The 26,939-nt window shown below is 65.2% G+C and carries 20 protein-coding genes; 7 read left to right on the top strand and 13 right to left on the bottom strand.

Features of this window, described 5'->3' with window-relative positions:
* Positions 1–137 precede the first annotated feature (137 nt).
* Positions 138–998: an aspartyl protease family protein gene (locus SMAL_RS10565; protein ID WP_232273968.1), complete on the top strand. Its 861-nt coding sequence runs from the start codon at positions 138–140 to the stop codon at positions 996–998.
* A gap of 17 nt (positions 999–1,015) precedes the next feature.
* Here SMAL_RS10565 and SMAL_RS10560 read toward each other — a convergent pair whose 3' ends face one another.
* Genes SMAL_RS10560 through SMAL_RS10535 form a run of 6 tightly spaced genes read right to left on the bottom strand, consistent with a single transcriptional unit; the run spans position 1,016 to position 8,916 of the window.
* Positions 1,016–2,035, bottom strand: a complete 1,020-nt coding sequence (locus SMAL_RS10560; RefSeq protein ID WP_012511132.1) for a sugar kinase — start codon at positions 2,033–2,035, stop codon at positions 1,016–1,018.
* Between the two features lie 10 nt (positions 2,036–2,045).
* Positions 2,046–3,233, bottom strand: coding sequence for a GDSL-type esterase/lipase family protein (locus SMAL_RS10555; RefSeq protein ID WP_012511131.1), 1,188 nt, complete (start codon positions 3,231–3,233; stop codon positions 2,046–2,048).
* Positions 3,234–3,254: 21 nt separating this feature from the next.
* On the bottom strand, positions 3,255–4,007 hold the full coding sequence (locus tag SMAL_RS10550; protein ID WP_012511130.1) for an SDR family NAD(P)-dependent oxidoreductase: 753 nt from the start codon (positions 4,005–4,007) through the stop codon (positions 3,255–3,257).
* A 60-nt stretch (positions 4,008–4,067) separates the two neighbouring features.
* Entirely contained in the window at positions 4,068–5,372 is a 1,305-nt protein-coding gene (locus tag SMAL_RS10545) for an MFS transporter (protein WP_012511129.1), read from the bottom strand.
* Complete coding sequence (locus SMAL_RS10540) at positions 5,369–7,603, bottom strand: oligoalginate lyase (RefSeq protein WP_012511128.1); 2,235 nt, start codon at positions 7,601–7,603, stop codon at positions 5,369–5,371. Before SMAL_RS10540 ends, SMAL_RS10545 begins: the two co-directional genes overlap by 4 nt.
* Positions 7,600–8,916: a polysaccharide lyase 6 family protein gene (locus SMAL_RS10535; RefSeq protein ID WP_232273967.1), complete on the bottom strand. Its 1,317-nt coding sequence runs from the start codon at positions 8,914–8,916 to the stop codon at positions 7,600–7,602. Before SMAL_RS10535 ends, SMAL_RS10540 begins: the two co-directional genes overlap by 4 nt.
* A 364-nt stretch (positions 8,917–9,280) precedes the next feature.
* Here SMAL_RS10535 and SMAL_RS10530 point away from each other — a divergent pair, with 364 nt between their 5' ends.
* From SMAL_RS10530 to SMAL_RS10520, 3 genes are all read left to right on the top strand, one after another.
* Positions 9,281–12,172: a TonB-dependent receptor gene (locus SMAL_RS10530; protein ID WP_012511126.1), complete on the top strand. Its 2,892-nt coding sequence runs from the start codon at positions 9,281–9,283 to the stop codon at positions 12,170–12,172.
* 102 nt (positions 12,173–12,274) lie between these two features.
* Positions 12,275–13,018 (top strand): FadR/GntR family transcriptional regulator, encoded by a 744-nt coding sequence (locus tag SMAL_RS10525; RefSeq protein WP_012511125.1) that lies wholly within the window; start codon positions 12,275–12,277, stop codon positions 13,016–13,018.
* 178 nt (positions 13,019–13,196) lie between these two features.
* Complete coding sequence (locus SMAL_RS10520) at positions 13,197–13,688, top strand: hypothetical protein (protein WP_012511124.1); 492 nt, start codon at positions 13,197–13,199, stop codon at positions 13,686–13,688.
* A 127-nt stretch (positions 13,689–13,815) separates the two neighbouring features.
* Here SMAL_RS10520 and SMAL_RS10515 read toward each other — a convergent pair whose 3' ends face one another.
* Positions 13,816–15,456, bottom strand: a complete 1,641-nt coding sequence (locus SMAL_RS10515; RefSeq protein WP_012511123.1) for a fatty acid--CoA ligase — start codon at positions 15,454–15,456, stop codon at positions 13,816–13,818.
* 129 nt (positions 15,457–15,585) lie between these two features.
* Between SMAL_RS10515 and SMAL_RS10510 the strand changes: the two genes are divergently transcribed.
* Entirely contained in the window at positions 15,586–16,260 is a 675-nt protein-coding gene (locus tag SMAL_RS10510; RefSeq protein ID WP_012511122.1) for a response regulator transcription factor, read from the top strand.
* 4 nt (positions 16,261–16,264) lie between these two features.
* Here the strand turns inward: SMAL_RS10510 and SMAL_RS10505 are convergent, their stop codons facing one another.
* The 4 genes from SMAL_RS10505 to SMAL_RS10490 are packed head-to-tail and all read right to left on the bottom strand — an operon-like array spanning position 16,265 to position 23,192.
* On the bottom strand, positions 16,265–19,600 hold the full coding sequence (locus tag SMAL_RS10505) for a hybrid sensor histidine kinase/response regulator (RefSeq protein ID WP_012511121.1): 3,336 nt from the start codon (positions 19,598–19,600) through the stop codon (positions 16,265–16,267).
* Positions 19,601–19,636: 36 nt separating this feature from the next.
* The gene (locus SMAL_RS10500) at positions 19,637–20,122 is read right to left on the bottom strand and encodes a MaoC family dehydratase (protein ID WP_012511120.1); all 486 of its coding nucleotides are present in this window, start codon (positions 20,120–20,122) and stop codon (positions 19,637–19,639) included.
* Positions 20,119–20,997, bottom strand: a complete 879-nt coding sequence (locus SMAL_RS10495; protein ID WP_012511119.1) for an alpha/beta fold hydrolase — start codon at positions 20,995–20,997, stop codon at positions 20,119–20,121. The genes SMAL_RS10500 and SMAL_RS10495 overlap by 4 nt, the downstream gene beginning before the upstream one ends.
* A gap of 32 nt (positions 20,998–21,029) precedes the next feature.
* Complete coding sequence (locus tag SMAL_RS10490; RefSeq protein ID WP_041864522.1) at positions 21,030–23,192, bottom strand: TonB-dependent receptor; 2,163 nt, start codon at positions 23,190–23,192, stop codon at positions 21,030–21,032.
* Positions 23,193–23,413: 221 nt separating this feature from the next.
* Between SMAL_RS10490 and SMAL_RS10485 the strand changes: the two genes are divergently transcribed.
* On the top strand, positions 23,414–24,418 hold the full coding sequence (locus SMAL_RS10485) for an extracellular catalytic domain type 1 short-chain-length polyhydroxyalkanoate depolymerase (protein WP_012511117.1): 1,005 nt from the start codon (positions 23,414–23,416) through the stop codon (positions 24,416–24,418).
* A 49-nt stretch (positions 24,419–24,467) separates the two neighbouring features.
* On the opposite strand, the gene SMAL_RS10480 is transcribed toward SMAL_RS10485, so the two are convergent.
* Complete coding sequence (locus SMAL_RS10480; RefSeq protein ID WP_012511116.1) at positions 24,468–25,316, bottom strand: AraC family transcriptional regulator; 849 nt, start codon at positions 25,314–25,316, stop codon at positions 24,468–24,470.
* A 301-nt stretch (positions 25,317–25,617) separates the two neighbouring features.
* Positions 25,618–26,490 (bottom strand): hypothetical protein, encoded by an 873-nt coding sequence (locus SMAL_RS10475; protein ID WP_232274027.1) that lies wholly within the window; start codon positions 26,488–26,490, stop codon positions 25,618–25,620.
* Positions 26,491–26,749: 259 nt separating this feature from the next.
* Here SMAL_RS10475 and SMAL_RS21110 point away from each other — a divergent pair, with 259 nt between their 5' ends.
* Positions 26,750–26,911: a hypothetical protein gene (locus SMAL_RS21110; protein WP_012511114.1), complete on the top strand. Its 162-nt coding sequence runs from the start codon at positions 26,750–26,752 to the stop codon at positions 26,909–26,911.
* The last annotated feature ends 28 nt before the right edge of the window (positions 26,912–26,939 follow it).

Here is a 26,939-nt window from a genome sequence, read left to right as displayed (position 1 = left end):
GGTAATCAACTGCACAGGAGCGTTAAACCTTTTCATCGGTATCTGCATCCAAGCTGCGATGGGCACAGCGCCCGCTGCGCCACGCTTTGGGAAGGAGCCTCTCAATGCATGCAATTCCTCGCGCAGCATTCCGATGCATGGTGCTGATCCTGCTGGGGCCGCTCACGGCCAGCGCTGCGGTCACCGAGATTCCCTTCGAACTGGGCAAAGACCATCGGATCTACGTTGAAGGCTCAATCAACGGTTCGCGCCCGCTTCGCTTCCTCATCGATACCGGCGCATCGGCGCTGGCGGTTGCCAAGCACGTTCAACGGGATGCAAAGCTGGTCATTGACGACCAGAGCGAGAATACCGGCTCCGACGGAGTGACTTTTCTAGACTACAGCACGCATAACTCCGTCCAGATCGGCGCCATGCGACGACCGATGGGAGCCGTAGTGATCAACTACCAGGGGAGACCCTTCGATGCGGTGCTGGGCTGGACCTTCTTCCTGGGAAGTGTTCTGGAGATCGACTACGACCGCAGCGTGCTGCGCGTGCATGACGATCTTCCCGAACTCGTCGGGTATGTCAGGGCCAACGTGCGCTGGATCGACAATACCCCGGCCATCCAGGTAGCGCTCAGCAACGGCAGTCGTACCTTCATGCCTTGGCTTGCACTGGACACGGGCAGCAATGGCAGCATCGATCTGGCCTATGCATTCGGTGCTACCCATGATCTGCAGGCGGCGTTCCCGGAGCGGTTGGGAACATCACAGTTCAGCGGCAGCGCGGGCCGCAGGATCAGGGCGGTGGACGTGCGCGTGCCTGTGGCGACCATTTCAAGCCTGCAGCTGAAAGATGCCAAGGCCTCGATCACCCTTGATGACGATGGCTCCGGCGGTGAAGGAATTCTTGGCAGCGAGGCGCTGCAGCAGTTCAATCTCCTGCTCGATACCCGCACCGGCAGCGTCTACCTTCGGCTCAATCAGGGCACTGCGGCGCGGACTGCAGAGTAATCGGGCTACCGGTCCGATCAGCGCCGGACGTCGAACTGCTCGCTCTCCAGCAGCGCCCGGACCTCGGCCTCGCGCACGGGACTGAAGTCCCCGGGAATGGAGTGCTTCAATGCGCCTGCGGCCAGACCGAAACGGACGGTGCTCTCTGCATCGAACCCAGACACCAGGCCATGCAGGATGCCGGCCGCAAATGCATCGCCGCCACCAATCCTGTCAACGATGCCGGGCAGTGGTCGCGAGGGTGCCTGTGCGCGGGTGCCGTCGCGCCCCAGCAGCAGTGCGCCCAGTACGTGATGGTCGGCACTGACCAGCTCGCGCTGGGTGCAGGCCAGCCACTGCAGCTGCGGGAACGCGGCAAACGCGGCCGCTGCAGCGGCCGACGTGCGCGCGATGGGGGTGTCCTGAGCGAAGCGCAGTCCCAGCACCAGTTCAATATCGCGATGATCGGCAAAGACGATATCCGCTTCGGCGAACAGCTCCCGCAGGATGGCGGCGGCGTTGCCGCCCCAACGCTGCCAGAGCGAAGGTCGGTAGTTGCCGTCGAAGGACACACGCACGCCTGACCTGCGTGCGGCCCGTGCAGCGCTCAAGACGGATTCGGCCACATTGGCGCCCAGCGCCGGACTGACGCCGGAAAGGTGCAGCCACTGCGCATCACGCAACAGCGTTGGCCAGTCATGGTCGGCAAGTGCAGTGTTGGCGAATGCCGAACCTGCCCGGTCATACACCACTTCACTGGCGCGCTGCAGCGCGCCGGTGGCCAGGAAATACAGGCCCATGCGGTCTCGGTCGACTTCACGCAGACCTGCCACGCCCACACCATGCCGCCGCAGCTCGGCCACGGCATGCCGGCCCAGCGCGTTGCCGGGCACCGTACTGACCATCTGCACATCGTGGCCGAAACAGGCCAGTGAGACCGCCACATTGGCCTCGGCGCCCCCCACGTGGACCTGCAGCTGCGGTGTCTGCAGCAGCAGTTCACGACCGGGTGCGCCAAGGCGCAGCAGCAGTTCACCGAAACAAACGACGCGGCTCATCGGTTCTCTCTCATTCGGTGGGGGTGCAGCCCAGCATGCGCAGATCGATGGCATCGGCCATGCGCCGGTAGCCTTCGTCATTGGGGTGCAGGTGGTCGCGGGTGATGTCGTTGGGCAACGATTCCACGGCCTTCGGGTCACGCAGCGCGGCATCGAAATCGATGATGCCATCGAACCCGGTCTTCCCACCGCGTGCCCACTGGTTGATCGAGGTGCGGGTCGCTGCGGACACGGGCTCGTAGCGCTCGGAACCACCGAATGGGGTCAACGTACCCAGCCAGGCGCGGATGCCGTGCGCATGCAGTCGCGCTGCAACCTGCTGATAGCCCAGCAGCATGTCCGCCGCACTGCGTCCAGGCAGCGGCTGCGTGTCACCACCGTGGCGGATGTCATTGATGCCCTCGAACAGGATGACCTGATCGGCATCGGCCACCGCGATCACATCGCGATCCAATCGTGACAGGGCGCTGTGGCTGCGGCCATGGTCAAGCAGCTTGTTGCCGCTGATGCCCTGATTGAGTACCACGAACCGGTTCGGGCAGGCTTGCTGCAGGCGCTGCGCCAATCGCTCCGGCCACTGGTTGAAGGTTCCGCGACGGGCGGTGGCACCTTCCGTGATGGAATCGCCGAGTGCCACGATCACCTGGGGACGATCAGCGCGCTGCACCATCACCGCCGAGAACACGTTCTGCTGGTAGCTCAGCCGCACGCTGTCGGCAACCGATGTCTGCCTGCCGTCCGCTACCCGCACTTCGGTGCGGCGCACGGCGGGATGGGTAGGCTGCGGGAAGTAGGCCGTTACGCTGATCTCCTGCAGCGCCGCCACCGGCATCGGTACCGGGTCGCTCAGCAGCGCGGCACCCACCGGCACCTCGATGACCGCGCGGCCATCCACCGTTACCGGCAGAGGGGCGGAATCGCCGTTTTTCACTCCTGCGCGCAGGTCCTCGACCCGTAACGGCGCCGTGCCGAGTTCGTTGCTGATGCGCAGCCGCAACGCGTCGCCACGGCTGCCGATGCGCATGTCCTGGCGCACGGTCTGCGCGGCGAACTGTACGGGGGCCTCGGGCGTTCCGTCCCTGCGGTCGGGCGCCGGTGACGCGGTCCATGCGGTGACCCAGACCGGCGCCGCCCATGCGGCGGGGGCGGTCATGACGGAACAGAGTGTCAATGAAAGCAGAAGTGTCCAGCGCTGCATGGGCAGGAGTCCGGTCAGGTATCAGGAGAAGTAGGTGCCGCCGTTGACATCCAGATTCGCACCGGTGATGAACGCCGCCGCATCCGACGCCAGGTAGACCGCCGCATCCGCCGCTTCTTCTGGCAGACCCTGGCGGCGCAGCGGGGTGGCGCCCGCCACCGCGGTGCGCACTTCCGGCTTGGTGAACTCATCATGGAAGCGGGTGGCGATCATGCCGCAGCACAGTGCATTCACGCGGATGCCCTTCGGCCCCAGCTCCTTGGCCATGGCACGGGTGAAGGTCATCACTGCCGCCTTGGCGGTGGCGTAGATCGATGCGCCCGGGCCACCGCCATCACGACCTGCCTGCGAGGCGAAGTTGACGATGGCCGCGCCGTCGCGCATGTGCGGCACCACCGCGTGCGTGGTCAGGTAGGTCGAGGTCAGATTCAGGTCCATCACGGCGTGGAAGAACGCCGGGTCGATGTCGGCCAGCGGGCGACGCTGCACCATGCCACCGGCCACGTTCACCAGCAGGTCGATGCGCTGGCCGAACGCCGCCTGTGCTGCAGCTACCAGGCCGGCCACTGCAGCGGCATCGGTGACATCGGCGCGATGGGCGATAGCCTGGCCGCCGGCAGCCTCGATCATCGCCAGCGTCTCCAGTGCACTGGCTTCGTCATTGGCGTAATTGAGGCAGACACGGGCGCCTGCAGCGGCCAGCTTGATCGAGACGGCGCGGCCGATATCGCGGCCACCGCCGGTGACAATGGCCACCTTGTCCTGGAACGACATGCGGAAAACTCCTTGGTTTGCGGGGGAATGGATGTACTTGGAAGAGAAGGAGGGCCAGGCTCAGCCGCCGCGACGGTCGAGCTTGTGGATCGGCCCGGTCCACCACCACAGTGCAGCCAGCGACAGCGGCACCAGCGCGGCGACGAGGATGAAGATCGGGGCATAGGAGTGGCGGGTCAGCACCGGCACCAGCCAGGTGGTGATCAAGGTGCCGGCGACCGCCGCCAGGCCACCCAGGCCCGCCAGCGTGCCCACCGAACGGCCGTCGAACAGGTCGCCGGGCAGGGTCTGGATGTTGCCGATGGCCACCTGGAATCCGAACAGCACCGCAGCGATCGCCAGCACCGCCAGCAGCGGCTGGTTGGCCAGCACAGCACCCAGCAGGGCAGGGGCCATGATCACGCAGCCCAGCGTGATGGCCAGCTTGCGGGCGCGGTCCACGCTGTGCCCGGCGCGGATCATGCGACCCGACAGCCAGCCACCACTGAGGCTGCCCAGCATCGCGCCGACGAAGGGTACCCAGGCGAACAGTCCGATCTGCTTGATGTCGAAGCCGAACGTTTCAGCCAGGTAGATCGGCAGCCAGGACACGAACAGCCACCAGATGGGATCCAGCAGGAAGCGGCAGGCGAGCATGCCCCAGCTCTGGCGATGGGCCAGCAGCTCGCGCACGCTGGCTTTCGGAGCCGCCTCCGTCTGTTGACCGGCCTGGTCTTCCTGGATCAGGCGCCGCTCCGCATCGCTCACCCACGGATGCTTGTCCGGCCCGGCGCGGTAGACAAACAGCCACGGCAGCAACCACAGAAAGCCGATGGCACCAACCAACACGAAGGTGCCGCGCCAGCCCAGCCACAGATACAGGCCGGCGATGGCCGGTGCGGAAATGATCGCGCCGACCGATGCGCCTGCATTGAACACGCCTTGTGCCAGTGCGCGCTCGCGCGCCGGGAACCATTCGGCATTGGCCTTGACCGCGCCTGGCCATGCGCCTGCCTCGCTGATGCCCAGCATCGCGCGCACCAGGCTGAAGGACAGGATGGAGTGGGTGACCGCATGCAGCGCGATGGAGATCGACCACACGCTGATCGACAGCGCGAAACCCAGCCGCGTGCCGATCATGTCGAACAGGCGCCCGAACAGGAACTGGCCGGCGGCGTAGAACAGCATGAACACCGTTACCAGCAGGGCATAGTCGTCCTTGGTCGCGCCTACTTCCCTGGCGATTTCCGGCCACATCACCGCCAGTGCATTGCGGTCGATGTAGTTGATGACCGTAGCGACGGCGATCAGGCCCACGATCAACCAGCGCACTGCTGAACGCACCGGCACCTTGCGCAGGTTGGCCACCACGGCAGGGCCGTTCATTTTCCGTCACCCTTGCTGCGGTCCATGCGTGCATGGCTGCCGCTCCAGCGGTAGGCATGGCCGTCCACGGTCACGCTGTGCTCGCCCTTGGCGCTGCTGTCGTCGGCCACGCCGAGGGCGATGCGTGCACCGCTGGCCAGGCGCAGTTCGATCACCTCTGCATCGCTGCCCCGGCTGCGCACGATGTCCTTGATGCGGCTGTCCGCGCCGTGCACGTACTCGGCGGTGCCGTTGTACTCGCCATGCGGCTCCAGCACACTGAAGAAGGTCACGTCCTTCTGGCCTTCCACGCGCTGCAGCAGGGCCGGTTCACGGCGCAGGTTGAACTCGGGATCGTTGGCACCACTTTCCACCAGCAGCGCCTGTGCCGGCGCACTGCTGCCGAAGCGGTAGGTGTAGAAGCGCCCATCCAGCAGCCACGCCAGGGAACGCGATTCGCTGCCGGGCGTGCTGCGTGCATCCAGCCACAGGTGCTGGTAGCCGTTGTCCTTGCCCAGCACCGGGCGCTGGGTGGGGAAGTGTTCTGCCTCGAAGCCGGTGGTGACGATGTGGCCGTTGAAGTGCAGCGGCAGGTCGTAGCGCGCGGCCTTGTCGCCGTGCACCTGCAGCAGGTCCAGCACCACCGGCAGGCCCAGGTCGGGGTGGCGCAGCAGCGCCTGGGTGCGGGTGAACACCACGCCGGGGTAGGCATCGCGCATGGTCGCCGAGGCAACCTGGGTATCGGCATCGGCCTGGAAGAAGCGCACCTGCGGGGCATGCTCCTCGCCGCGCTTCCAGTCGCCCTTGAAGTGGCTCTGTTCGTCCACCACCAGGGTGTTGTGGGCCACGGTCTGTTTGGCCCAGCTGCGGTTCTCGGCCAGGTAGATGCCACCCCGCTTGGCTTCCACGTTGAGGAAGCGGGCAGCGCCGTAGTCGGTCACCACCGGATTGCCGTTGTCGTAGAACAGCCAGTTGAGTTTGTCGAAGTGGCCATGGCCCATGCCCTGCATCGTGTCCTTCTGCACCAGCGCCTGGCCGCGTTCGCCGTTCATGCGCAGGATCGCCAGGCCACCGCGGTCGCCGTCCGGGCCATCGCGCAGCAGCATCGGACGGTAATCGAAGGGCTTGGCCTTGTTGGCGGCCAGTGCCTGCGCCACCTGCAGTCCCTCGGGGGACAACAGCAGGCGTTTCTGCTGCTGGGCCACCGACAACAGGCGGTCGTCACCGGTGCGTGCGTAAGCAATGCCGATGCCAGCCACCAGTTCCTCGGTATCGATGCCTTTGTCGAGGATGGCGTCGTTGATCGGGAAGAGCAGACCGCCGTAGCTGGTCTGCACCAACACGTCCACGGCCTTCAGCAGTACGCCATCGCGACGCTGGAAGATCTTCCGCTGCGGCTCGTTGCGCTCGATGGCGTTGGCGAACAGCAGGAACGGCGCCAACGCATAGCGCTGGTAGTAGGGGCCTTCCTCGTAATAGCCATCGGGCGAGAACAGCAGGTCGATCTGGCGCAGGAAGCCGAACTGGTCGTTCTTCTGGCTGCCACGCAGGGATTTCTCCACCAGCTCCGGGTCGCGCAGCACGTAGCCGGTCATGCCGGTCGCAGCTACCGCCCAGGTCGCATGGTTGTGGATCTGGTCGTAGTTCTTCGGTTCGCTCACCAGGAACTCCGCCATCGGCCGCAACACCTTCGATTCGATGGTGTTGCGGTCCTCGGCAGACAGCGCATCACGGATCGCGTCATAGCCTTGGATGGCGTTGACCAGCCACACCGAATCGTTCAGTACCTGCCAGAACACGCGGCCGGGAATCTGCCCGCGGCCTTCCGGATGCGGCCCAAGCGTGGGGTAGAGCTTGGCGTACTGCAGCAGCATGTCACGCGCGTAATCAGCATAAGCCTTGTCGCCGGTCAGCCGGTACAGCGTGCCGGCCGCCAGCAGTGCCTGGTAGTTGCGCTTGTGCTGTTCATGGGTGCGGCCGCCGCCTTTGTCCTTGGGCACCGGCACGTCGATACCTGCCTTCATCATCTTCTGCAGGGTCTTCTGCGTGCGTGCCTGTTCCTTGGCAAACCACGGGTAACGGCTACCTTCGCTGGCCATCTGCTGCCATTGCGTGGCAGTCACCAGCACTGGTTCGGTATCGGCCTGGCGAGTGGCTGCGGCGGGTGCCGCCAGCAGCGGCGCTGCGGGAAGCAGGGCGAACGGAACGGCCAGGGCCAGGACCAGGGAAACGGACAGCGGTTGCAACCTCATCGATCGACTCCGGTGCTGGTGCGTGACAGGGCAACCTCGCCCACCTTGGGATACCAGTCCACGCCGGTTGCTGTGCGCGCCGTCATCGCCAGGCCGGGATCGGCGCCGACAGTGGGCAGGGCGGGCGCAGGTACCCACAACTCATTGGCGGACTGCTGCAGGGTGACCGCACGGCCTTCGATACCGCCGGGGAACACCGGGCTGGCCTGCGGCGACTGCAGGTTGCCGCTGAAGCTGATGCCGGCCAGCGAACTGGCGGCATCGGGCGGGTTCCTGCTGGTGCGGTTGACGATCAGGTTGCCGGTGAAGCGACTGTTGCTCGCGGCCACCACGATGCCCTTGGCCTCGTCATGGCCCACGCCGAAACTGATCTTCGCCACATCCACGAAGGTATTGCGGCTGATCGTGGCATTCACCACCGGCGCATAGCCGGACAGCGGCGGATCGGCCTGCGCGTCCATCACCGCCAGCGCGGAACGGTTGCTGGAGCCGGCCAATCGTTCGAAGTAATTGTTGCTGACGGTCTGGTCGGCATTGATGATGCGCACGCCGCCGGTGCCGGCCTTGTCGTCGCCCAGGAACACGTTGTCGATCACCCGGTTGCCGTTGCCATGGCGTAGCGTGAGCGCGCCGGCCGAACGGTAGAACACGTTGCCGCGGTAGGTATTGCCGCCGGACTTGTTGCTGATGATCTCGGTCTCGCCGTCGCAGCCTTCGAACCAGTTGTTCTCCACCGTACTGTTGGAGTCGCTCAGTGAGCTATCACTGGTGCCGACGCGTATCGTTTCGCCACCGTTGACGCCCAGTGCCGGGCGCGGCCCGAACCAGTTGTGATCGATACGGTGCTGGTTGTCCAGGCCCTGGGTGGCATCGCGCACCACCACCACGGTGGGGCCGGCATTGGTCTTGCCGCGCAGCTGGCTGTGGTCGAGGCGGTTGTGGCTGCCATAGAAGGAAACCCAGTAGTCCTGGTCGCTGGCATCGGGGTTGGTGTAGTCGTCGATCACCAGGCCGGTGACGCGGCTGCTGCTGGCGACCGCCTTGCTGGATTCGCGGAACGCCACCACCGCGTCGCCGGGTGCGTAGCCGTTGCGGAACACCAGATTGGACACCTGCAGGTAGCGGCCGGCCAGGCGCAGGTCGGAGCGCCCGCTGAGGATCACGTTGCCCGGGGTCTGCGCACGCAGCACGATCGGTGCTGCGTCCGTGCCTTGGCCTTTCAGCAGGAGGCGGGCGTCGGTCCAGGTGCCATCCGCCAGCACGATTTCATCCCCTGGCTGCAGGGATGCCGAAGCCGTCGCAAATTCGGCCATGTCGTGAACCAGCCAGCTTGCCGCAGACGCTGGCTGAGTGGTCAGGCAGAGTGCCAGACCAGTGGTCAGGCACGTCGCGATGAAACAACTGGATCCTGGTTGGTGAGTCGAGCGAATGCGCATGAGATCCTTCCAGAGGCGGCCGTGCCGTCGTTTCAGGGTGGGCTTGCATACCACTTCGGGGTCCTTTGTAAGCCAGAGTTGGCGCAAAGTCATGCTGCAAAAGCACATTAAATGGCGGCCAAGTGGTATAGATAAAAGGCATTTACGAAATCGCATACCAATTGGTTGACATTTTCATGTCGTCGTGCCGAAGCTGCATCCCACGCCTGGCATGCAGGCGATCCTTTGGGAGGAGGAAACCATGCGGCGACCCGCCGGAGCAGTGCACAGCATCTCGTTGTCCCCCACACCCCTGATCGTGGCGCTGCTCGCCGTGCTGGCGGGCCTGCCCACGGCCCAGGCGCAATCCAGCAAGGACGCGGCAGGGCAGGATCCCACCACGCTGGACCAGGTGCAGGTCACCGGCATCCGCGAGTCCATGCAGAGTTCGATCAACAAGAAGCGCGACGATACGGTCATTGCCGATGTGCTCTCCGCCGACGACATCGGCGACCTGCCGGCGCCGTCGCTGGCCGATGCCATCGAGACCCTGACCGGTGCCGCCTCGACCCGCGACAAGACCGGTGCCTCGGAAATCTCGATCCGTGGCCTGGGCGCCTTCCTCAGCAGCACCAATTTCAACGGCCGCGAGATCACCAACGGCAGTGGCGACCGCTCGGTGAACTTCAATATGTTCCCGGCTGAGCTGATCAACACCGTGGCCATCTACAAGAGCCAGCGCGCCGACATCATCGAAGGTGGCGTGGCTGGCACCATCGGCCTGGAAACGGTACGTCCATTGGAGTACGGCAAGCGCTCGGCGCAGATCGATATGCGTGGCAGCTGGGCCGAGTATGACAAGAAGTACCGCGACGACGACGGCATCGGCTACCGTGGCACCGCCAGCTACATCGACCAGTTCGAGTTCGGCAACGGGCAGAAGCTGGGCATATCGCTGGGCTTCCAGCGCCTGGAAGGTACCGATCCGGAAGAAAGCATCACCAGCGGTTCCACCTGGTATGCCTGCGATGGCACGCAGAACGTGGCCAATGCCAACTGTGGCGAAGTCAGTGCACAGGCCATCGCCAACGGTGCGCCGTATTACCTGGTGCCGAGCAGCCGCATCTACCGCCTCAAGCAGGAGCGCAACGATCGGCAGAGCGAGTTCGCCGCACTGCAGTGGCGGCCCAATGACGTGGTCGAATTGAATGTCGACTTTGAGCACACCCAGCGCAACTGGTACGAGAACCGCAGTGACCTGAGCCTGTCCAATGCGCGCCGCGGCATTACCCAGCGCGAGGTGGACGACGAGGGTATCGTGCGCCACCTGCATGGCAGCACTTCGATCGATTCCACCTCCAACCGCTATTGGCGCGGTGAGGAATACACCGGTGGTGGCCTGAATCTGATCCTGCGGCCAAGCGCGGCGTGGGAACTGTCCACCGATCTTTCCTACTCGCACACCAATCGTCTCGACAGCGAGCGCATGACCCGGCTGCGCGCCAACCAGCGCGACGTCAACAATGCCATCGTTCCCGGCATCAGCAGTGGCGCCACCGGGTACGTGGACTACGACTGGGACTGGCATGGCGAAGTGCCCAGTGTTGCCCTGGCGCCGAACTTCGACCCCAACAACTGGGACGCCTACACCGGCGCGGCGCGCGTCACCTCCAGCGCAACGGAGAACGACCACAGGATCAAGGCCGGCCGCTTCGATGCCAGCTTCATGCCGGAGTCCGGTTTCTTCACCCGCATCAAAGGCGGCGTGCGCGCCAGCCAGGCCGACTACCGCCTGCGCGACAACACCCTGGTAACCGACTACGACCAGCGCGTGGCGGCCGACAAAGCGAAGATCATCGCCGCCAACCAGGCCTGCCGCGCGCCGTTCCCGCAGGATGACTTCATGGATGCGGCCAGCGGCAACACGATTTCGTCCTGGGCGTACTTCGATCCGAACTGCCTGTACCAGTCGTTCCGTGGCAGCCTGGACAGCGGCCTCGATCCGGGCTTCCAGGATCCGAACAATGTCGATATCACCGAGAAGACCCGCGCGCTCTACCTGATGGGCGAGTTCAGCAGCACGCTGTTTGGGCTGCCGGTGACCGGCAACCTTGGCCTGCGCTGGGTGAAGACCGATGTGCGTTCCGAAGGGGTGCGTACCGGCCTGCGCATTGAAGACAACGGAGACGGTACGATCCGTCTGCAGCCCACCGGCGACTACAGCACCCAGGTGTTCAAGGCGGGCAACGACAAGCTGCTGCCCAGCCTGAACGCGGCTTTCGAACTGCGGCCGGACCTGTTGCTGCGGGTCGGCGCCTACCGCGCGATGTCACGGCCGGATATCGCCGCGCTGGGCGCAGGGCGCACCATCAACGTCAGCAGCGATGCCACCTACGGCAATCTGGCCGATGCGCTGGACGACATCAGCGCCAGTGGCAACCCAGCTGCACAACCCCTGATGTCCTGGAACGGAGACCTGTCGCTGGAGTGGTACCCGAACCCGGACACCCTGCTGGCCGGTGCGGTGTACTGGAAACAGTTCAACGGCGGCACCGCCACGGCGCTGGTGCCGGAGACCTACACCATCGATGGACAGAGCGTGACCGTGCCGGTGCGGCAGCAGGTGACCACCGACGAAGACAGCACGCTGACCGGCTTCGAGCTGAGCGCTACCCATCGACTGTCGTACCTGCCCAAGCCGTTCGACGGGCTGGGCTTCAAGGTCAGCTACAACTACGCCGATGCCGACTACCACACCCAGGATTCGCGGCTGGGCGAGCAGCTGGCCAGTGATGGCACGATCATTCCGGCCATCGTGCCACCGGCGGGTCTGAGCGGTTTCTCGCGGCACGTGCTGTCCGGTTCGATCTACTGGGACGTTGGGCGCTTCAACATCCAGGCCATCGGCAAGTTCCGCTCGCACTATTACCAGGACTTCACTGGCAATACCGCTCAGCAGAACCGCTACTACGACGACAACACCAGCGTCGACCTGCGCCTGCGTTACCGGGTGAACAAGCAGTTGTCGCTGTCGCTGGAACTGATGAACCTGACCAACGAGCCGCGCGTGGCCTACCAGCCGCTTTATGGGAACTTCCGCGAAGTGGTGACCTACGGGCGGCGTGCGTATTTCGGTGTACGATACAAGTTCTGAACAGGGCGGCGCGGCCAGTGGTCGCGCCGTCGCTCCAACCGGACCCTTGCCGGCCGCGGTGGCAGGGCAGGGGCCCGGAGGGAATCGCCAAGGGTCAGCCGCATGTCCGCCAACCGCCTTTACCAGACCATCGCCGCCAAGCTCCGCAAGCTGATCGAGGACGGCGAGTTTCCGCCGGGCTCGCGCCTGCCGGGCGAGCGTGAGCTGGCTGAACGGTTCGGCGTCAGCCGGGTGACCATCCGCGAGGCCGAGATCGCACTGGAAGCACAGGGTTGGATCGCCATCCGCATCGGCTCCGGCGTGCATGTGAAGCCGCGGCCGACGCAGGTCCCGGGTGGGTTGCCGGATGTCAGTGCCTTCGACCTCACCGCTGCCCGCGCGGTATTCGAGGCCGAGGCTGCCGCGCTGGCCGCCAGCAACCTGGATGATGCCGGCATCGCCGAACTGCAGGGGCTGGCCGAAGCGCTGTGCCGTCGCGACCTGAGCGACGAGGAAGCCGGTGAGTACGATCGCCGTTTCCATCTGACCATTGCCCGCCTGTCAGGCAATCCGGTAGTGGAGTACTTCGTGCAGCAGATCTGGCGCATGCGCAGCGAGCTGCCGCGCGTCACCGAGGTCTATTCGCGGGTCTGCCATGACGATGGCGCCAGCCGTGCCGATGAGCACATGGCCATCTTCGAAGCGCTGCGCGCCCGTGATCCGGTGGCGGCACGCAATGCGATGCGCCATCACTTCCAGCGCCTGTTCGAAGCGATGCTGCAGGCCACCGAAAGCCAGGCGCTGGAGGAGATCCGCCGCCGTACGCAGCAGGACCGCGAACGGTTCATGGCAACGACGCGGATCTGAGCGCCGCGTTCAACACAATCGGCGCTGCGACCTTCAGCAGGGCAGCTCGCGCTCGAAGCCTGATGGATATGAGAAATGGGCATGACTGCGCCGATGCCCAACCTGTCCGCAATGCCTACACTGCCCGCGGGTCATAGACGGCCCGTTGAGAAAGCTGCATACACACAAGGAGCAGGGTATGAAGTTCTCGCTGTTGGGCGCGGCGCTGCCATTGGTGCTGGCACTGAGTGGAGTCCCCGGTGGGGGCGTCAATGCAGGACCGATCGCGGGCACCGCGACCGCCACTGTAGTTACGAAGGCCACGTACGCGTCGGATTCGCTGGAAGCCGGCTACATCGTCGATTGGATCAAACGGAATTCGCCCGCCTACGCGCCGGCGTTGCAGACGGGCGAACTGGCCATCTCGCACAGCTATCAGTCTGCTGGCAGCCTGAAGCCGGCCGGTGCGGCGGGCCCGCCTGTTCCATTGCCTGCACGCGGTGTGGAGGGCGAGGTCATCTCGATCTCCAATACCTTGCCGAGCGGTGCTTCCGAGTCGTGGACATACCGATGGTCGAGTGGGTCGTGGAAGCTGATCAAGTACAGCTTTGATGCATGCCAGGGCCCGGCCAGCATCGGTGCGAAGGGATCCGGCACGGAGATCGCTGCGAAGGGACCTTGCATCGACTGAGGGTGACCGGTCCTGGCGGAACTGAACCAGGTCTGCTGCACAGCAGTGGTGCCCCGGGAGATCATCGTCCCGGGGCGCCGCTTCATACCTTGGCGTGCGAGCATTGACCTCGGCAATCGGGCGGAGATCACCCACGGCCCGAGCCAGTCGCTGGGTCATGCAACCCACGCAGCTTCTTCTTGTTGATCTTGCCCACGCTGGTCCGCTCGATCGATTCCACGAAACTGACCCGTTCCGGAATCGCATACCGTGAGATGTCCCCTGAGCGGCTTCGCGCAGCGACCAGTTCGATGATCTCCGCTTCGGTCACCTCACTGCCAGGCTGCCTGACCACCAGCGGCAACGGCCGCTCGCCCCATTTCGTGTCGGCGATACCGATCACCGCGACCTCGCTGACCGCCGGATGCAGCGCGATGATGTCCTCCAGCGCAAGCGATGAGATCCACTCGCCACCGGTCTTGATCACATCCTTGATGCGGTCGGTCACGCGCAGGTAGCCGCCGCTGTCGATGTTGCCGATGTCCCCGGTGTGCAGGTAGCCGCCTGCCCACAATGCCGCCGATGCATCCGGATTGTGCAGGTAACCCTGGGTGAGCCAGGGCGCCCGCACCACGACCTCGCCGGTGGCCATGCCATCGTGTGCCACATCCTTCATGTCTGGATCGACAATGCGCAGGTCAACCAGCGGTACCGGAATGCCGGCTTTGGTGCGCAGCGAAAGAACCTCATCCGTATCGGTCACGGCATCCGCATCGATTTGCGCCAGGGTCAGCAGCGGGCAGGTCTCGGACATGCCGTAGCCACCGAAGATGTCGATGCCGCGTGCCAGTGCCCGCTGCGCCAATGCCCGCGGTAGGGCCGCGCCGCCGATGATCACCTTCCAGTTGCCCAGGTCCGTCTCCGCCGCGAGCGGGTGCTCCAGCAGCATATGCAGGATGGTCGGCACGCAGTGCGAGAAGGTCACTTTCTCGCGGGCGATCAATGCCAGCAGGCTGGCTGGCAGATAGCGGCCGGGGTAGACCTGCTTGATGCCCAGCAGTGTCGCCACATACGGCAGGCCCCAGGCGTGCACATGGAACATGGGGGTGATCGGCATGTAGACATCACCGCGGTGCAGGCGCCCCTGGCTGGCCGCGCTGCCCAGCGCCGCCATCCCTGCCAGCGAATGCAGGACCAGTTGCCGATGGCTGAAGTAGACGCCTTTGGGCAGGCCGGTGGTGCCGGTGGTGTAGAACACCGTTGCGCGGGTGTTCTCGTCGAAGTCCGGGAAATCGGTGGTCGCAGTGGCAGTCCGCAGACCGGCTTCGTACTCGGTCACGAAACCGTCTGGCAACGGGCCGCCGGCATCGTCCAGCAGGATGCGCGTGCGCAGGTCTGGCAACTGTCCGTCGATGCCTTCCAGTATCGGCAGGAACTCACGGTTGGCGAGGATCACCCGTGCACCGCTGTGGTTCAGCGTATAGGCGATCTGCTCGGGCGCCAGGCGCACGTTCACCATCATCAGCACCGCGCCGATCATCGGCACGGCGAAGTACGCTTCCAGATAGCGGTTGCTGTCCCAGTCCATCACCGCAACCGTATCGCCGTGCTTCACCCCCAACGAAGTCAGCAGTCCGGCCAACTGGCAGATGCGCGCCTGCAGGGTGCGGTAGTCGAAGCGGACCGAATCGCCGTAGACGATCTCCTGGTCAGGATTCACCGCAAGCGGCGTGTGCAGCAGTTGCTTGATCAGCAGCGGATAGGCAGAGGCATCGGGAGCGAATGACATGGGGTGACCTCGTGGGTGGCCTGTCAGTGGCCGGTCTTCATTCGTCCACACTAGCAATCCCGCCTGAGCGCGCCAGCGTACCTAGGTACCCCTGTCCAACCGCGGACGATTTGCTACTCTCGCCTGGACATGCCGACCCTGCTCATCGCCGATGACCATCCCTTGTTCCGCGCGGCACTGCATCGTGCGGCCGAAGAGGCAGTGGCCGATCTGCAGATCAGCGAGGCCGACTCGCTGGACAGCGTGCTCGAGGTCCTGGAACACCAGCAGATCGACCTGATGCTGCTGGACCTGCACATGCCCGGCAACCATGGGCTTGCCGGCCTTGCAACCATCCGTGCATTGCAGCCCGGACTGGCGATCATCATCGTCTCGGCCAACGAAGAGCCGCAGGTGATCCGCCGCGCAGTCGACCTGGGCGCGGCCGGCTACCTGCCCAAAAGTTCCGGGCTGAACGAGCTGCAGTCTGCGCTGCAGTCGGTACTGGAGGGCGAACGCTGGATTCCTGCACTGCTGCGTGAGCCAGTGGCGCGGGTGGCGCCCTTCAGCAAGGATGCCGACCTCGCTGCGCGCCTGGCCAGCCTGTCCGCACATCAGTACAAGGTGCTGAGCCTGGTGGCCGAAGGGCTGCTCAACAAGCAGATTGCCGACCGGCTGGGTGTACAGCTGCGCACCGTCAAGGCGCACATGACCCGCATCATGGAGCGGCTGGGAGTCCGCAACCGTGCACAGGCGATCCGCGTGCTGCACGAAATGGGATTGGCCGATCCGTCCCGGCAGATTGAAGGTACCCAGGACACCTGATCTCTCAGGATGTTGCTGTGCCAGGTGCTGCCAGCAGATGGTTGATCGCCCAGCGCAGCGCCAGTGGCTTGAAGGGCTTGTTCAACAGTGAAAGCCCTGCCGCACGCACCGCCTCGCGCGTATCGCTGCCGGTATCGGCGCTGAGGATCACTGTCGGCCGCTGCCCATGCTCGGCTTGCAGCCGCTGCCAGAGCGCCACGCCGGTATCGCCATCATCCAGGTGGTAGTCGAACAACCACAGTGCGGCCACATGTGCCGACGCGCCGACCTCGCTGGCGGCGCGCACCGCGACCACTTCGCAGCCCCAGGCCAGCAGCATCTGCCGCATCGCCTCCAGCGCGTCCGCGTCGTTGTCGACCACCAGCACGCGGATGCCCTTGATGGTGCTGGTGCCCGCTGCGGTGGACTCCGCGCGCGGGGCTGCCGGCGGTGCTGCCCGCACCACGCTGATCGAGAACGCCGAGCCGTGATCGAGCACGCTGCGCAACTGCAGCGGCGCATGCAGCAGGTCGGCGATGCGGTGCGCGATGGTCAAGCCCAGGCCCAGTCCCTGGCCGTTGCTGCGATCGACCCGGTGGAACTCCTCGAACACCACCGCCTGCTGCTCCGGAGCAATGCCGGGGCCGGTGTCATGCACACCGATCAGCAGTGCCTGTCCCTGGCGGCGCACACCGAGCAACACACCGCCATGGCGGGTGTAACGAATGGCATTGGCCAGGAAGTTCTGCAGCACCCGGCGCAGCAGCAGGGGGTCGCTATGGACCCAGGCCTGGCTCCGCACATGGCGGAACTGCAGGCCGCGCGCCGCCGCAAGTACCGCGAACTCCTGCGCGAGCGGATCCAGGACGGTCGACAGCGCGAAGGGGCGCGGATCGGCGACCAGCCCGCCCGCCTCAAGCCGGGAGATATCCAGCAGCCCGGACAGCAGGTCGTCGGTGGAGTCCAGCGCACCACGGATCTGGCGCAGGAAACTGTCGAGGAACTCCGATTCGATGTGCTGCGACATCGCATCGGTCAGCAGCTGCGCCGCATGCAGTGGCTGGATCAGGTCGTGGCCGACCGCCGTCAGGAAGCGTGTCTTGGCAACGTTCGCGCGCTCGGCTTCGTGCACTGCCTGTTCCAGCCGTGCGGTGCGGTCCTGTACGCGGCGCTCCAGGGTTTCATTGCTGCGCTTGAGCGCTTCCTCGGCGCGGCGGAAGGCGGTGACGTCGGTGAAGGTGGCCACGTAGCCACCGCCGGGCATCGGATTGCCACGGATCTCGACGATGGTGTTGTCGGGGAAGATCCGTTCGGACAGATGCGGCGTGCCACGCCGCATGTGTGCGGCGCGACGCTGCAGGGCCTTGTCGCGAGAGTCACCAGGGCCGTCGCCGATCTTCAGTTCGGCCAGCGCCCACGCTGTCAGATTGACCACCGGCTGCCCGACCTGCAGCAACTCGGGCGGAAACTTGAACAACGCGGCGTAGCGGCTGTTCCAGGCCACCAGCTGCAGCTGCGCGTCGACCACGCTGATGCCCTGGCTCATGTTCTCCAGCGCCGCCTCCAGCAGGCGCTGGTTGAAGCGCAGCACCTGGGTTGCTTCGCCGACTGCACGGGTCACCGCGTCCAGTGGCGCAGTGCCGCCGTCGCGAGCGGCCTCCACCAGCAGCCTCGCCATGCCCGCACCGACCACGGCGGTCAGTTCGCGTTCGATGGTGATGACCCGGTCGTCATCCAGCAGCTGCCCGGCATGCCCGTCCATCAGTTGCCGGGCCCGCTCCTGGCCGAGGAAGCGTCCGGCCGTCTTGCGCAGCGAGGCGGCCGCCACCGCATCCCGTCGTCGCGGCAACGAAGGGCGCACCGCGCGCGACACCAGCGCAATCGTCAGGAGGTTCACCGCCAGGCTGGCGCCCATGCTGATGGCGATATGGCCCGGCTGCGGGCGCAGCGAGACCACGGCCAACCAATGCAGTCCGTCAGGGGCGGTCGACGCCGGCGCGGCGGGGACCACCATCGGCAGCAGTACCAGCCACAACCAGGCCAGCGACCCCAGCACGATGCCGGCGATGATGGCCGGGGAGGGCGTGCGCGGGCGATACACCGCCAGCAGCACCGCCGGTGCCAGCTGCGAGAGGGCAGTGAAGGACATCAGACCGAAATCGCTGAGTGCCTCGGTGTCACTCATCGCCCGGCTGTACAGCCACGACATCAGGAACACGGCCAGGATGCCGGCGCGGCGGAAGGCCAGCACGCGCGGACGCAGGTCAGCTGCCGCCGCGCCGCCGGCAATGCCGTCCAGCAGCCTCGAACCGAAGCCATGGTTGCCGAGCATGATCGACAGGGTCAGCCCGGAAAGGATCATCATGCCGGTGGCGGCGCTCAGGCTGCCCAGGTAAGCCAGCAGGGCCAGCAGGTGGTGGCCACCGGCCTGCGGCAGCGCCAGCACGTACAGGTCGGGCGACACCGATGCGGGCAGCTGCGCGGCACCGGCCAGCGCCATCGGCACCGACGGCAGCCCGATCAGCAGCAGGTAGACCGGGAACAGCCAGCGCGCCGTCTTCAGGTCCGAGGTCTGGCGCAGCTCGACCACGCCGACATGGAACTGGTGGGGCAGGGTGAACGCGGAGATTGCTCCCAGCGCGACCATGGTGAGGTAGTCCGGCATGATGGCCGGTGGTGGAAGCTGTGCCATCTTCTCCAGCAAAGGCGTGCCCGCCTGGCGCACCGACAGCGCCGCGTAGAGGCCGATGGCCAGCAGCGCCACCAGCTTCAATAGCGACTCCAGCCCCAGCGCGACCACGATGCCACGATTGGGTTCGGTGGCCGACGCCTTGCGTGCGCCGAACAGCAGCGTGAACGCGGCCATCGTCAACGCGAACCAGAACGACATGTCCAGCTGCGCGCCGGCAGGCGCGAAGCGATCACCGAGCAGAGCGCCCAGGCCCTGGCTGACAGCCTTCAGCTGCAGGGCGATGTAGGGAATGATGCCGAACAGCGCGACCAGGGTGATGGTGAACCCGAGTCCCCGATCCGCACGCAGCCGCGCGACAACCAGATCGGCGATGGTGGCACTGTTGTGCTGCTTGGCCAGCCGCCCCAGGCGGAGCAGGAACGGCAGGCCGAACGCAAATATCAGCGCCATGCCCGCCAGGGTCGGTGGAATCGGGAAGCCCCATTGCAGGCCCTGCGACGCCGCGCCGTAATAGGTCCACGCGGTGCAGTGCACTGCCAGCGACAGCGCATAGATGAGCGGCCACACCTTCGAAAGCCGATGCCCCCGGCGCTCGCCCCAGAGGGCCACGCCAAACAGCAGTACGGTCCACGCAATACAGGCGAACAGAACGACGGAGGGCGTCAACATCGCTCCAGTGTAGGCAGAGAACCGGGCAGGGTGGTGCTAGGGGACGACCACGATCAGTGACAGCTGCTCAGCGACCAGTGCCAGCTCGCCATCGGCAACCCGCTCGACGGCCTTGCGCTGGGTCAGCAGCCACTGGCCGGGCTGGCGCGCCTCCAGTGACAGCAGCTGCGAGCGCACCCGCACCCCGGACCCGCTGGGTACCGGCGCCAGGAAGCGGACCTTGTTGAGGCCGTAGTTGAGCACATGGGCGATGCCGGGGAAGCCGGTGAGGGCTGCAACATCGTCTTCCACGGTGAGCGACAGCAGCAGGAAGCCGTGCGCGATGGTCTGCCCGCCGGGCAGCTCGGCCCGTGCCCGCAGCGGATCGACGTGGATCCAGTTGTGGTCACCGGTGGCGTCGGCGAAAGTGTCGATGCGCGATTGCGTGATGGGTGTGCCGGCGCTCAAGCGCTCGCTTGCTGCCCATTGCCGCAGCGCCTGCAAGGCAGTGGGTAGCGCGTCGATCGGAGCCCCGGCACTCACCGCAGACGCTCCAGCAGCGCCAGGATCGCGTCTCGCGCCTCGGGTTCGGACAGCATCGGCGCATGACCGACATCCGGCACTTCGACCAGGCGGGCGCTTTCCGAGGTCGCGGCCATCTGCCGCGCGACATCGGCCGGCAGGATGTCCGACAGCGCACCCCGGACTACCAGTACCGGCACCCGTGCGGTCAGCCCGCGAACGGCACGCCACAGCACCGGCCGCAGCAACCATAGCAGCCACGGCCGCGTGGTACGGATCACCGCCGGGTCATAGTCCAGCTCCAGCAGGCCATCGCTGCGTGGGCGGAAGGTGCGCACCGCCATTGCCCGCCAGTCATCGCTGCTGAAACGCGGGAAGGCGGCCTTGCCGATCGACGCCACGTAGGCCGTGGCTTGTTCCAGATCCATCGGCGGCACCGGCTTGCCGGCGTACTTTCCAATCCGCGCCAGCGCTTCACGAGGCACCTTGGGGCCAGCATCATTGAGCACTGCCCCGGCAATCCGCTCAGGCTCACGCGAGGCGAGGGTGATGGTCACCAGCACGCCCAGCGAGGTGCCGACGAATACCGCCTTGGCGATGTTCTGCGAGCGCAGCAGCGCAACCATGTCATCCGCATAGGCACGCGGGTTGTAGCTGGACGGGTCATATGCGCGTTCCGAGCCTGCGCGACCGCGCAGGTCGACCGCGATCACGCGCCAGCCCTCGGCGGTGAGCACATCGGCAAGCGCATCGAAATCGGCGCCATTGCGGGTCAGCCCGGGAATGCAGACCACCGTGCCACGCGCTGCCTGCCCCGCACCGGGTGCATGGTCGCGCGCGTGCAGGCGCAACCCATCATTGCTGTTCCAGTAAAGGTCGTCGTAAGACTGCGTCATGCAGAAGCTTCCTGGAGATCGTAACGGATGCGCTAGAAATCGTAACGGACGCTGAGGCTATATTGGCGTGGCGGACCATAGAAGCCAATCAGCGTGCCGACCGCCGGGATGTTGTAGCCGGTGGTGCGGTATTCCTTGTCGGCCAGGTTGGTGCCCTGCAGCGAGAAGGTCCACGCATCATCCAGGCGCCAGATGACGCCGGCATTGACCAGCCCGTAGCCCTGCTGGCGGATCACCGGGCTCAGGTCGGTGGTCGGCCACACCTCGCTCTGGTAGCTGTAGCTCACCCGTGCCGACAGGTTGCTGCCATTGGCCAGCTCGGTGCGGTACTCCACGTTGAACGCGCCCGAGAACTCCGGCGCGTTGGTGAACTTCATCTGCCTGGCCACGTTGACGCCACGATCCATGTACTCGTCGTACTTGGTATCCAGCCACGCCAGGTTGCCGGAAATCAGCCAGTGCTGGCTGGGCAGGTACTGGTACTCGACTTCCAGGCCTTTGACCGTACCTGCGCCGGCATTGGTGAAATCACCGAAGAAGGAGTCATCGACGCCATCGCCATTGGTATCCAGGCCGGTGAACACCGACAACTGGATGTCCTTGTACTTGTTGTAGAAGGCCGACAGATTGAGGAACAGGCGCTGGTCGAGGAAGGCCATCTTGCTGCCGACCTCGTAGCTGTCCACGGTCTCGTCGTCGAACGGCTCGGCCGAGCGTGGCACGGCCACAGCGTTGGCGCGGATGTTGTAGCCACCGGACTTGAAGCCACGCGTGGCCAGGCCGTAGACCATGATGTCCGGAGTGATCTGGTAGTCCAGCGAGACCTTGGGCGAGACGTTCTTGAAGTTGGTCTTCTTGTCGAAGTCCGCGGTCACCGCCACCGGCCGGCTGAAACCCGGGTCGGCGTACAGGCGGTTCAGCACGATCGCGCGCTTGTCCTCGTCGGTGTAACGGGCGCCCACATCCAGCTTGAGTTTGCTGGTCAGGTCGAAGGTCCAGTCCGCGTACAGCGCGATGCTGTCGGTCAACACCTTGCCCTGGTTGTCGGCGAACTGCGCACTGAAGTAGCTGTTCTGGATCTGGCCGCCCGCCTCGCCACTGAACTGGTACAGGCCGACCACACCGCGCACCCGGCCGCCGGCATCGTAGTTCAATTGCACTTCGTTGCTGACCTGGTCGTCGTGATAGGTGCCACCCACGTCGGCCAGCTTGACCGGCGCGGTATCGAAGTCGATGTTGGCCTCGCTGTCCGATTCACGCTTGGCGACCACGTACTTCAGTGCAATGTCGTCGTTCGGCCGCCAGTTCACCGTGGCCGAGGCACCCTTGCTCTCCACGTTGTTGAGGTTGCGCATGCCCGAGCGGATGTCATAGCGGCTGTCCATCGGCGGGTATGCGCGCAGGAACGGATTGGGCGCCAGCATCTTCGAACCGCGCATGCCGGACTGGTCATCGATCCAGTCCAGTGCGAACTGCACGTCGAAGTCATCGCCCGCGTACGCGCCGACGTTCAGTCGTGCGGCATTGATCTGCTTGTCGCTGACCGGCTGGCCGTTGAAGGTGTTCTCGCCAAACCCGTCGTGGTTCATGCTGGCCACCGCCACACGGGCGCGCAGGCCACTGTCGGCGCCGCCAATCGGGCCGCCGATGGCCGCCTTCGCATCCAGCTGGCTGTAGTTGCCCACGGTGATCTGGGCGAAGCCCTCGGTCTGGGTGGGCAGGCCGCGCGAGATGTACTTGATCGCGCCGCCGATGGTGTTCTTGCCGTAGAGCGTGCCCTGCGGGCCGCGGAGCACCTCGATACGCGAGACATCGAACACATCCAGCAGCGCACCCTGCGGGCGCGCGATGTAGACGTCATCCAGGTAGATGCCTACGCCCGGATCGGCGCCCCAGGTGGGATCGGACTGGCCGATGCCTCGGATGTAGGCGGTGACCGTGCTGCTGGCGCCGCGCGCCGCGTAGATGGTCAGGTTGGGCACCTGCGCGTCCAGGTCGCTGATGTCCTGGACATTCATCCTGTCCAGCGCCTCCGAGGTAAAGGCGGTGACTGCCACCGGCACTTCCTGCAGGGTTTCCTCACGCTTGCGCGCGGTGACCTTGATGCTGTCCAGGTTGGTCGGCGAAGCGGATCTGCCTGCCGTCGGTGATTCCTGTGCCAGTACCGGCCCCGTGGCCAGCAGCGCGCCGATCATGAGACTCAAACAATTCCGTTTCATTCGGTCCTCCCCCAGGCATGAGCGTGCGGATGGCCCATTGCCACCCCTGCAGCCAAGGCTAGCGGTGTCATGGGCAAGCAGCGAGTGGACCTAGGTCCAGTCGGCAGCGGCCCGTGGATGCGGATACTGGGCGCGCCCCCAACCGGAAGCGGTCCCCGGTACTCCTTCATCCACGACTCACGCACGAGGATCTGGCCATGAAATCCGGAATCGATTCGATCAAGGCGGTACTGCTGGTGTTGTGCAGCTGGCTGGCGATGGCGGGCAGCGCGGTTGCCGCTGGCCCGGCCGGTCATTGGGATATCGGCCTTTACGGCAATCTGTTCGGCGCCCGCGAGTACCAGGTATGGGTGCCGGCCGGCTATGACGACAGCCAGCCGCTGCCGCTGCTGCTGGTGCTGCATGGCTGTGTGACCGGGCCGAACCTGATGGGCGAGGCGTCAGGCTTCAATGATGTGGCCGACACGGAGGGGTTCATCGTGGTCTACCCCCGGCAGAACGTCACCTCCAATCCGGCCCGCTGCTGGAACTGGCAGCTGCCGATCAACCAGGCCCGCGACAGCGGCGAAGCCTCGATCCTGGCCGGCATCGTGGACAAGGTGAAAGCGGGCTACAGCGTGGATCCGCACCGTGTCTATGTCACCGGCATTTCCGCGGGCGGCGCGATGACCTCGATCATGCTGGCCTGCTATTCGGATGTGTTCGCTGCCGGCGCCATCCATTCCGGTGGCATGTTCAAGGGTGCGACCACGATTTCCGGTAGCGCCTATGCGTTGCTGGCCGGCAGCATCTATTCGCCGGACAGCAATGGCCGTCTGGCCTGGCAGTGCTCGGGATCGCCGTCGCCGCGACCGCTGCCGGTGCTGGTGTTCCATGGCAGCGCCGATCTCACCGTCAATCCGGTGAACGGCCAGCAGGCCGTGCGCCAGTTCCTGCAGACCAATGATCTGGCCGACGACGGCCTGGACAACGACTCGGTGAAGTACGTGCCGACCAGCACCTATCACGGCCAGGTGCCGGGTGGACGTGCGTATACGGTGGATACCTACGCCTACGGTGGCAGGACGCTGGTGCAGCACTATGTGGTGCAGGGCATGGGCCACGCGTGGAGCGGCAGCCAGTCCGGCTTGCCGTTCACCGACCCGAAGGGGCCGGATGCCACGCTGATCACCTGGCTGTTCCTGAAGGACTACCAGCGCTGAGGGGAAGGGCAATCCTTGCCGGTGCGGGAGCCACGCGCTCCCACATCGGTCAACGTGGCTCCTGCGGCCGCTGATCGTCGGCGTCCGATACTGGCTGTCGAGTGCCTCGTTCCGCGAGGAAGCGCTTGGGTGGTGCACCCACGGTCTTGCGGAACATGGTCACGAACGCTCCGGCACTGTCGTATCCCAGGTGGTCCGCAACGGCCTGTACTGTCCTGCCTTTGGCCAGCAGCGGCAGCGCGACCACCACATGCAGCTGCCTGCGCCAGCGCCTTACGCTTAAACCGGTTTCTCCAGAGAACAGGCGCGACATGTTGCGCTCGCTCATTCCAATCCGGCTCGCCCAGACTTCAAGCGTTGCCCGTTCGGCTGGCGTGTCCAGCATTGCGTTGGCCAGCCGGCGCAACCTTGCATCGGATGGCATGGGCAGATGGAGCCACTCCGGTGGCGCGGCGATCAGCTCATCCAGGAACACGGCCATCAGGCGGTCCTGCGCGCTGCCAGGCTCGTAGTGCCCGGGAAGGGCGGATGCCCGCTCCAGCAGGGCCTGCATGAACGGGGTGATCGCCATTGCAGCGCAGTGCGTCGGCAGCCCCGGCACGACACCGGGTTCCACGAACACCACGAACCCATGCGGCCGCCCACTGCTGCTGGCCCGATGGGAAAGGCCACCGGGAATCCAGATCGCGCCCTGCGGGGGAACCACCCACAGGCCGGCTGCGGTCTCCAGCATGATCAAGCCGCGCGTGGCAACCAGCAGCTGTGCCTTCCGGTGCGCATGGAAGGGCATCTGCCAGGCATCTGGAATGGGGTCCAGCCCAAGCACCATCACCGGAAGATCGACACGGTCCGGATAGTCGGGCCCAACCTCGCTCAGCCCCGCAATCGAAATCTCCACGCCGGACCTACGACTCAGAGCTACGCCGGGCAGTACGGCGGCGCTTACTCGTCATCGCGTGCCGACACCGCTTCGCGCCTGTGCCAGACACAGATCAGCCCCATCAGGACATGGATGATGGGTGGATCCGTCCTTCCTGCTTCGGCAGCAAGTGCTTTCTCGCTCACGTTGGCATCCTCTCTGTTCGAGGACCGGTAGCGTAGGCGGCAAGCCGAAGGGCGTCATTCGACAGTTCCGCCAGGTGATTCACCAATCCGGCCATATCCGCAGCCGGGCCAGGCAATCACCACGTGGGCGTGAGCTACAACGCCGGAACCGTGATCCTTTGCAGATCGAGCTTGGCCCGCAGGGCGTAGTGCTTGCGGGTGACCGGTACCACGCAGGTCAGGCGCGGGTCGACATAGTCCTTGAACAGCGGTGGCCGCGGCGAAGACAGATAGAACGCGCGATCCTGCTTGACCGCTGCCGGCAGCAGAACCTCGCTGAGATCGCTGTCGGTGGCATCGGTCACGATGCAGGGTGCATGGCGGAAGCCGAGCTTGCGCAGCAGGTACAGGCGGTGGGAGCCGTTGGTCAGGACCGTGCGGTTGCCGAACCGGGTGGCACTGATCAGGTTGTCACTGAAACCCAGATAGATGACGACGGCGTGGCTGGCTGCGCCGAACGGCTCGTAGTCGGCGATGGCAGCCGGATCGAGGGTCGCCACATCGAGGAAGCGCAGGTCGTTCGAGGTGGACGCGAAGGTGTAGCTGCCATCGGACTGGGTGAAGCGCACTTCCGGATGTGCATGGCTGCCGCTGCGCGCGACAAGCTGCATGACCTCCTGCGCGCTGGGCGAGGCGGTCAGGGATGCCGCCAACTGATCGATGTGACGCAGGTTGATGCACTCCTGGAAGATCACCAGTCGATCGATCTCGACCATCTGCCAACTGCGTGGCAGAACACTCGTCATCCGGTGCATCGAGGGTTGTCGCAGCGCCTGCTCAGCCAGCGGCAGCATCTCATCCGGTAACGCATGGACATTGATGGCGTCGGCCTCACCGGCTTCCTCCTGCTGCAGCCTCAGCACCTCGGCACGTGCCGTCCGCCATTCCTCCACCAGCGCAGCCTCGTCGAAGCGTCCCGGTGGGCAACGCTCCCGTACGAAACGGATGAACTTCGGCAAGGGAAACATCCCTTTCAGCAGAAGCGTGGGATCCAGGCCGTCGTCTCTGATCTCGCTGCTCATCCCTCTCGCCTCTCGTAGGTCATATCGACAACGGGCCACTGGCGTCATTCGTCACGCCAAAATAATATGTTATATCGTAACATTTCGATGCCTTGGCGGCAATCGCCCCGCAATGTGGCGGCGATGGTGGCTTGGCTGCTCCGTATCCAATGCAACGCGATCCAACGCAACGCATGGATACATCCACTGACTAGAGGAGATGTTCATGAACGAGCTGATTGAGCTGGGTGTAGTGGCAGGACAGCAGAACCCTGAGGATCAGGGTGTGGGTGGCGAACTGATCGAGCTGGGCTCGGTGGTTTCGGAAACGAAGGCGCACAACCACGGCACGTTGTGGGATGGCGTGTTCCCGACCACGTCGCCCTGATCTACCGCGCAATGTCGCATCTGCGGTG

The organism is Stenotrophomonas maltophilia R551-3 (assembly GCF_000020665.1).
In the GTDB taxonomy this organism is placed as follows: domain Bacteria; phylum Pseudomonadota; class Gammaproteobacteria; order Xanthomonadales; family Xanthomonadaceae; genus Stenotrophomonas; species Stenotrophomonas maltophilia_L.
The sequence above is the reverse complement of the archived record's forward strand: the minus strand, read 5'-3'. Positions and strand labels throughout refer to the sequence as shown.

Bases quoted from the DNA above. Each gene is read 5' to 3' on its own strand.
- SMAL_RS10565 (WP_232273968.1), top strand. From the start codon at position 138: ATGGTGCTGATCCTGCTGGGGCCGCTCACGGCCAGCGCTGCGGTCACC.
- SMAL_RS10560 (WP_012511132.1), bottom strand. From the start codon at position 2,035: ATGAGCCGCGTCGTTTGTTTCGGTGAACTGCTGCTGCGCCTTGGCGCA.
- SMAL_RS10555 (WP_012511131.1), bottom strand. From the start codon at position 3,233: ATGCAGCGCTGGACACTTCTGCTTTCATTGACACTCTGTTCCGTCATG.
- SMAL_RS10550 (WP_012511130.1), bottom strand. From the start codon at position 4,007: ATGTCGTTCCAGGACAAGGTGGCCATTGTCACCGGCGGTGGCCGCGAT.
- SMAL_RS10545 (WP_012511129.1), bottom strand. From the start codon at position 5,372: ATGAACGGCCCTGCCGTGGTGGCCAACCTGCGCAAGGTGCCGGTGCGT.
- SMAL_RS10540 (WP_012511128.1), bottom strand. From the start codon at position 7,603: ATGAGGTTGCAACCGCTGTCCGTTTCCCTGGTCCTGGCCCTGGCCGTT.
- SMAL_RS10535 (WP_232273967.1), bottom strand. From the start codon at position 8,916: ATGGCCGAATTTGCGACGGCTTCGGCATCCCTGCAGCCAGGGGATGAA.
- SMAL_RS10530 (WP_012511126.1), top strand. From the start codon at position 9,281: ATGCGGCGACCCGCCGGAGCAGTGCACAGCATCTCGTTGTCCCCCACA.
- SMAL_RS10525 (WP_012511125.1), top strand. From the start codon at position 12,275: ATGTCCGCCAACCGCCTTTACCAGACCATCGCCGCCAAGCTCCGCAAG.
- SMAL_RS10520 (WP_012511124.1), top strand. From the start codon at position 13,197: ATGAAGTTCTCGCTGTTGGGCGCGGCGCTGCCATTGGTGCTGGCACTG.
- SMAL_RS10515 (WP_012511123.1), bottom strand. From the start codon at position 15,456: ATGTCATTCGCTCCCGATGCCTCTGCCTATCCGCTGCTGATCAAGCAA.
- SMAL_RS10510 (WP_012511122.1), top strand. From the start codon at position 15,586: ATGCCGACCCTGCTCATCGCCGATGACCATCCCTTGTTCCGCGCGGCA.
- SMAL_RS10505 (WP_012511121.1), bottom strand. From the start codon at position 19,600: ATGTTGACGCCCTCCGTCGTTCTGTTCGCCTGTATTGCGTGGACCGTA.
- SMAL_RS10495 (WP_012511119.1), bottom strand. From the start codon at position 20,997: ATGACGCAGTCTTACGACGACCTTTACTGGAACAGCAATGATGGGTTG.
- SMAL_RS10490 (WP_041864522.1), bottom strand. From the start codon at position 23,192: ATGATCGGCGCGCTGCTGGCCACGGGGCCGGTACTGGCACAGGAATCA.
- SMAL_RS10485 (WP_012511117.1), top strand. From the start codon at position 23,414: ATGAAATCCGGAATCGATTCGATCAAGGCGGTACTGCTGGTGTTGTGC.
- SMAL_RS10475 (WP_232274027.1), bottom strand. From the start codon at position 26,490: ATGTTTCCCTTGCCGAAGTTCATCCGTTTCGTACGGGAGCGTTGCCCA.
- SMAL_RS21110 (WP_012511114.1), top strand. From the start codon at position 26,750: ATGAACGAGCTGATTGAGCTGGGTGTAGTGGCAGGACAGCAGAACCCT.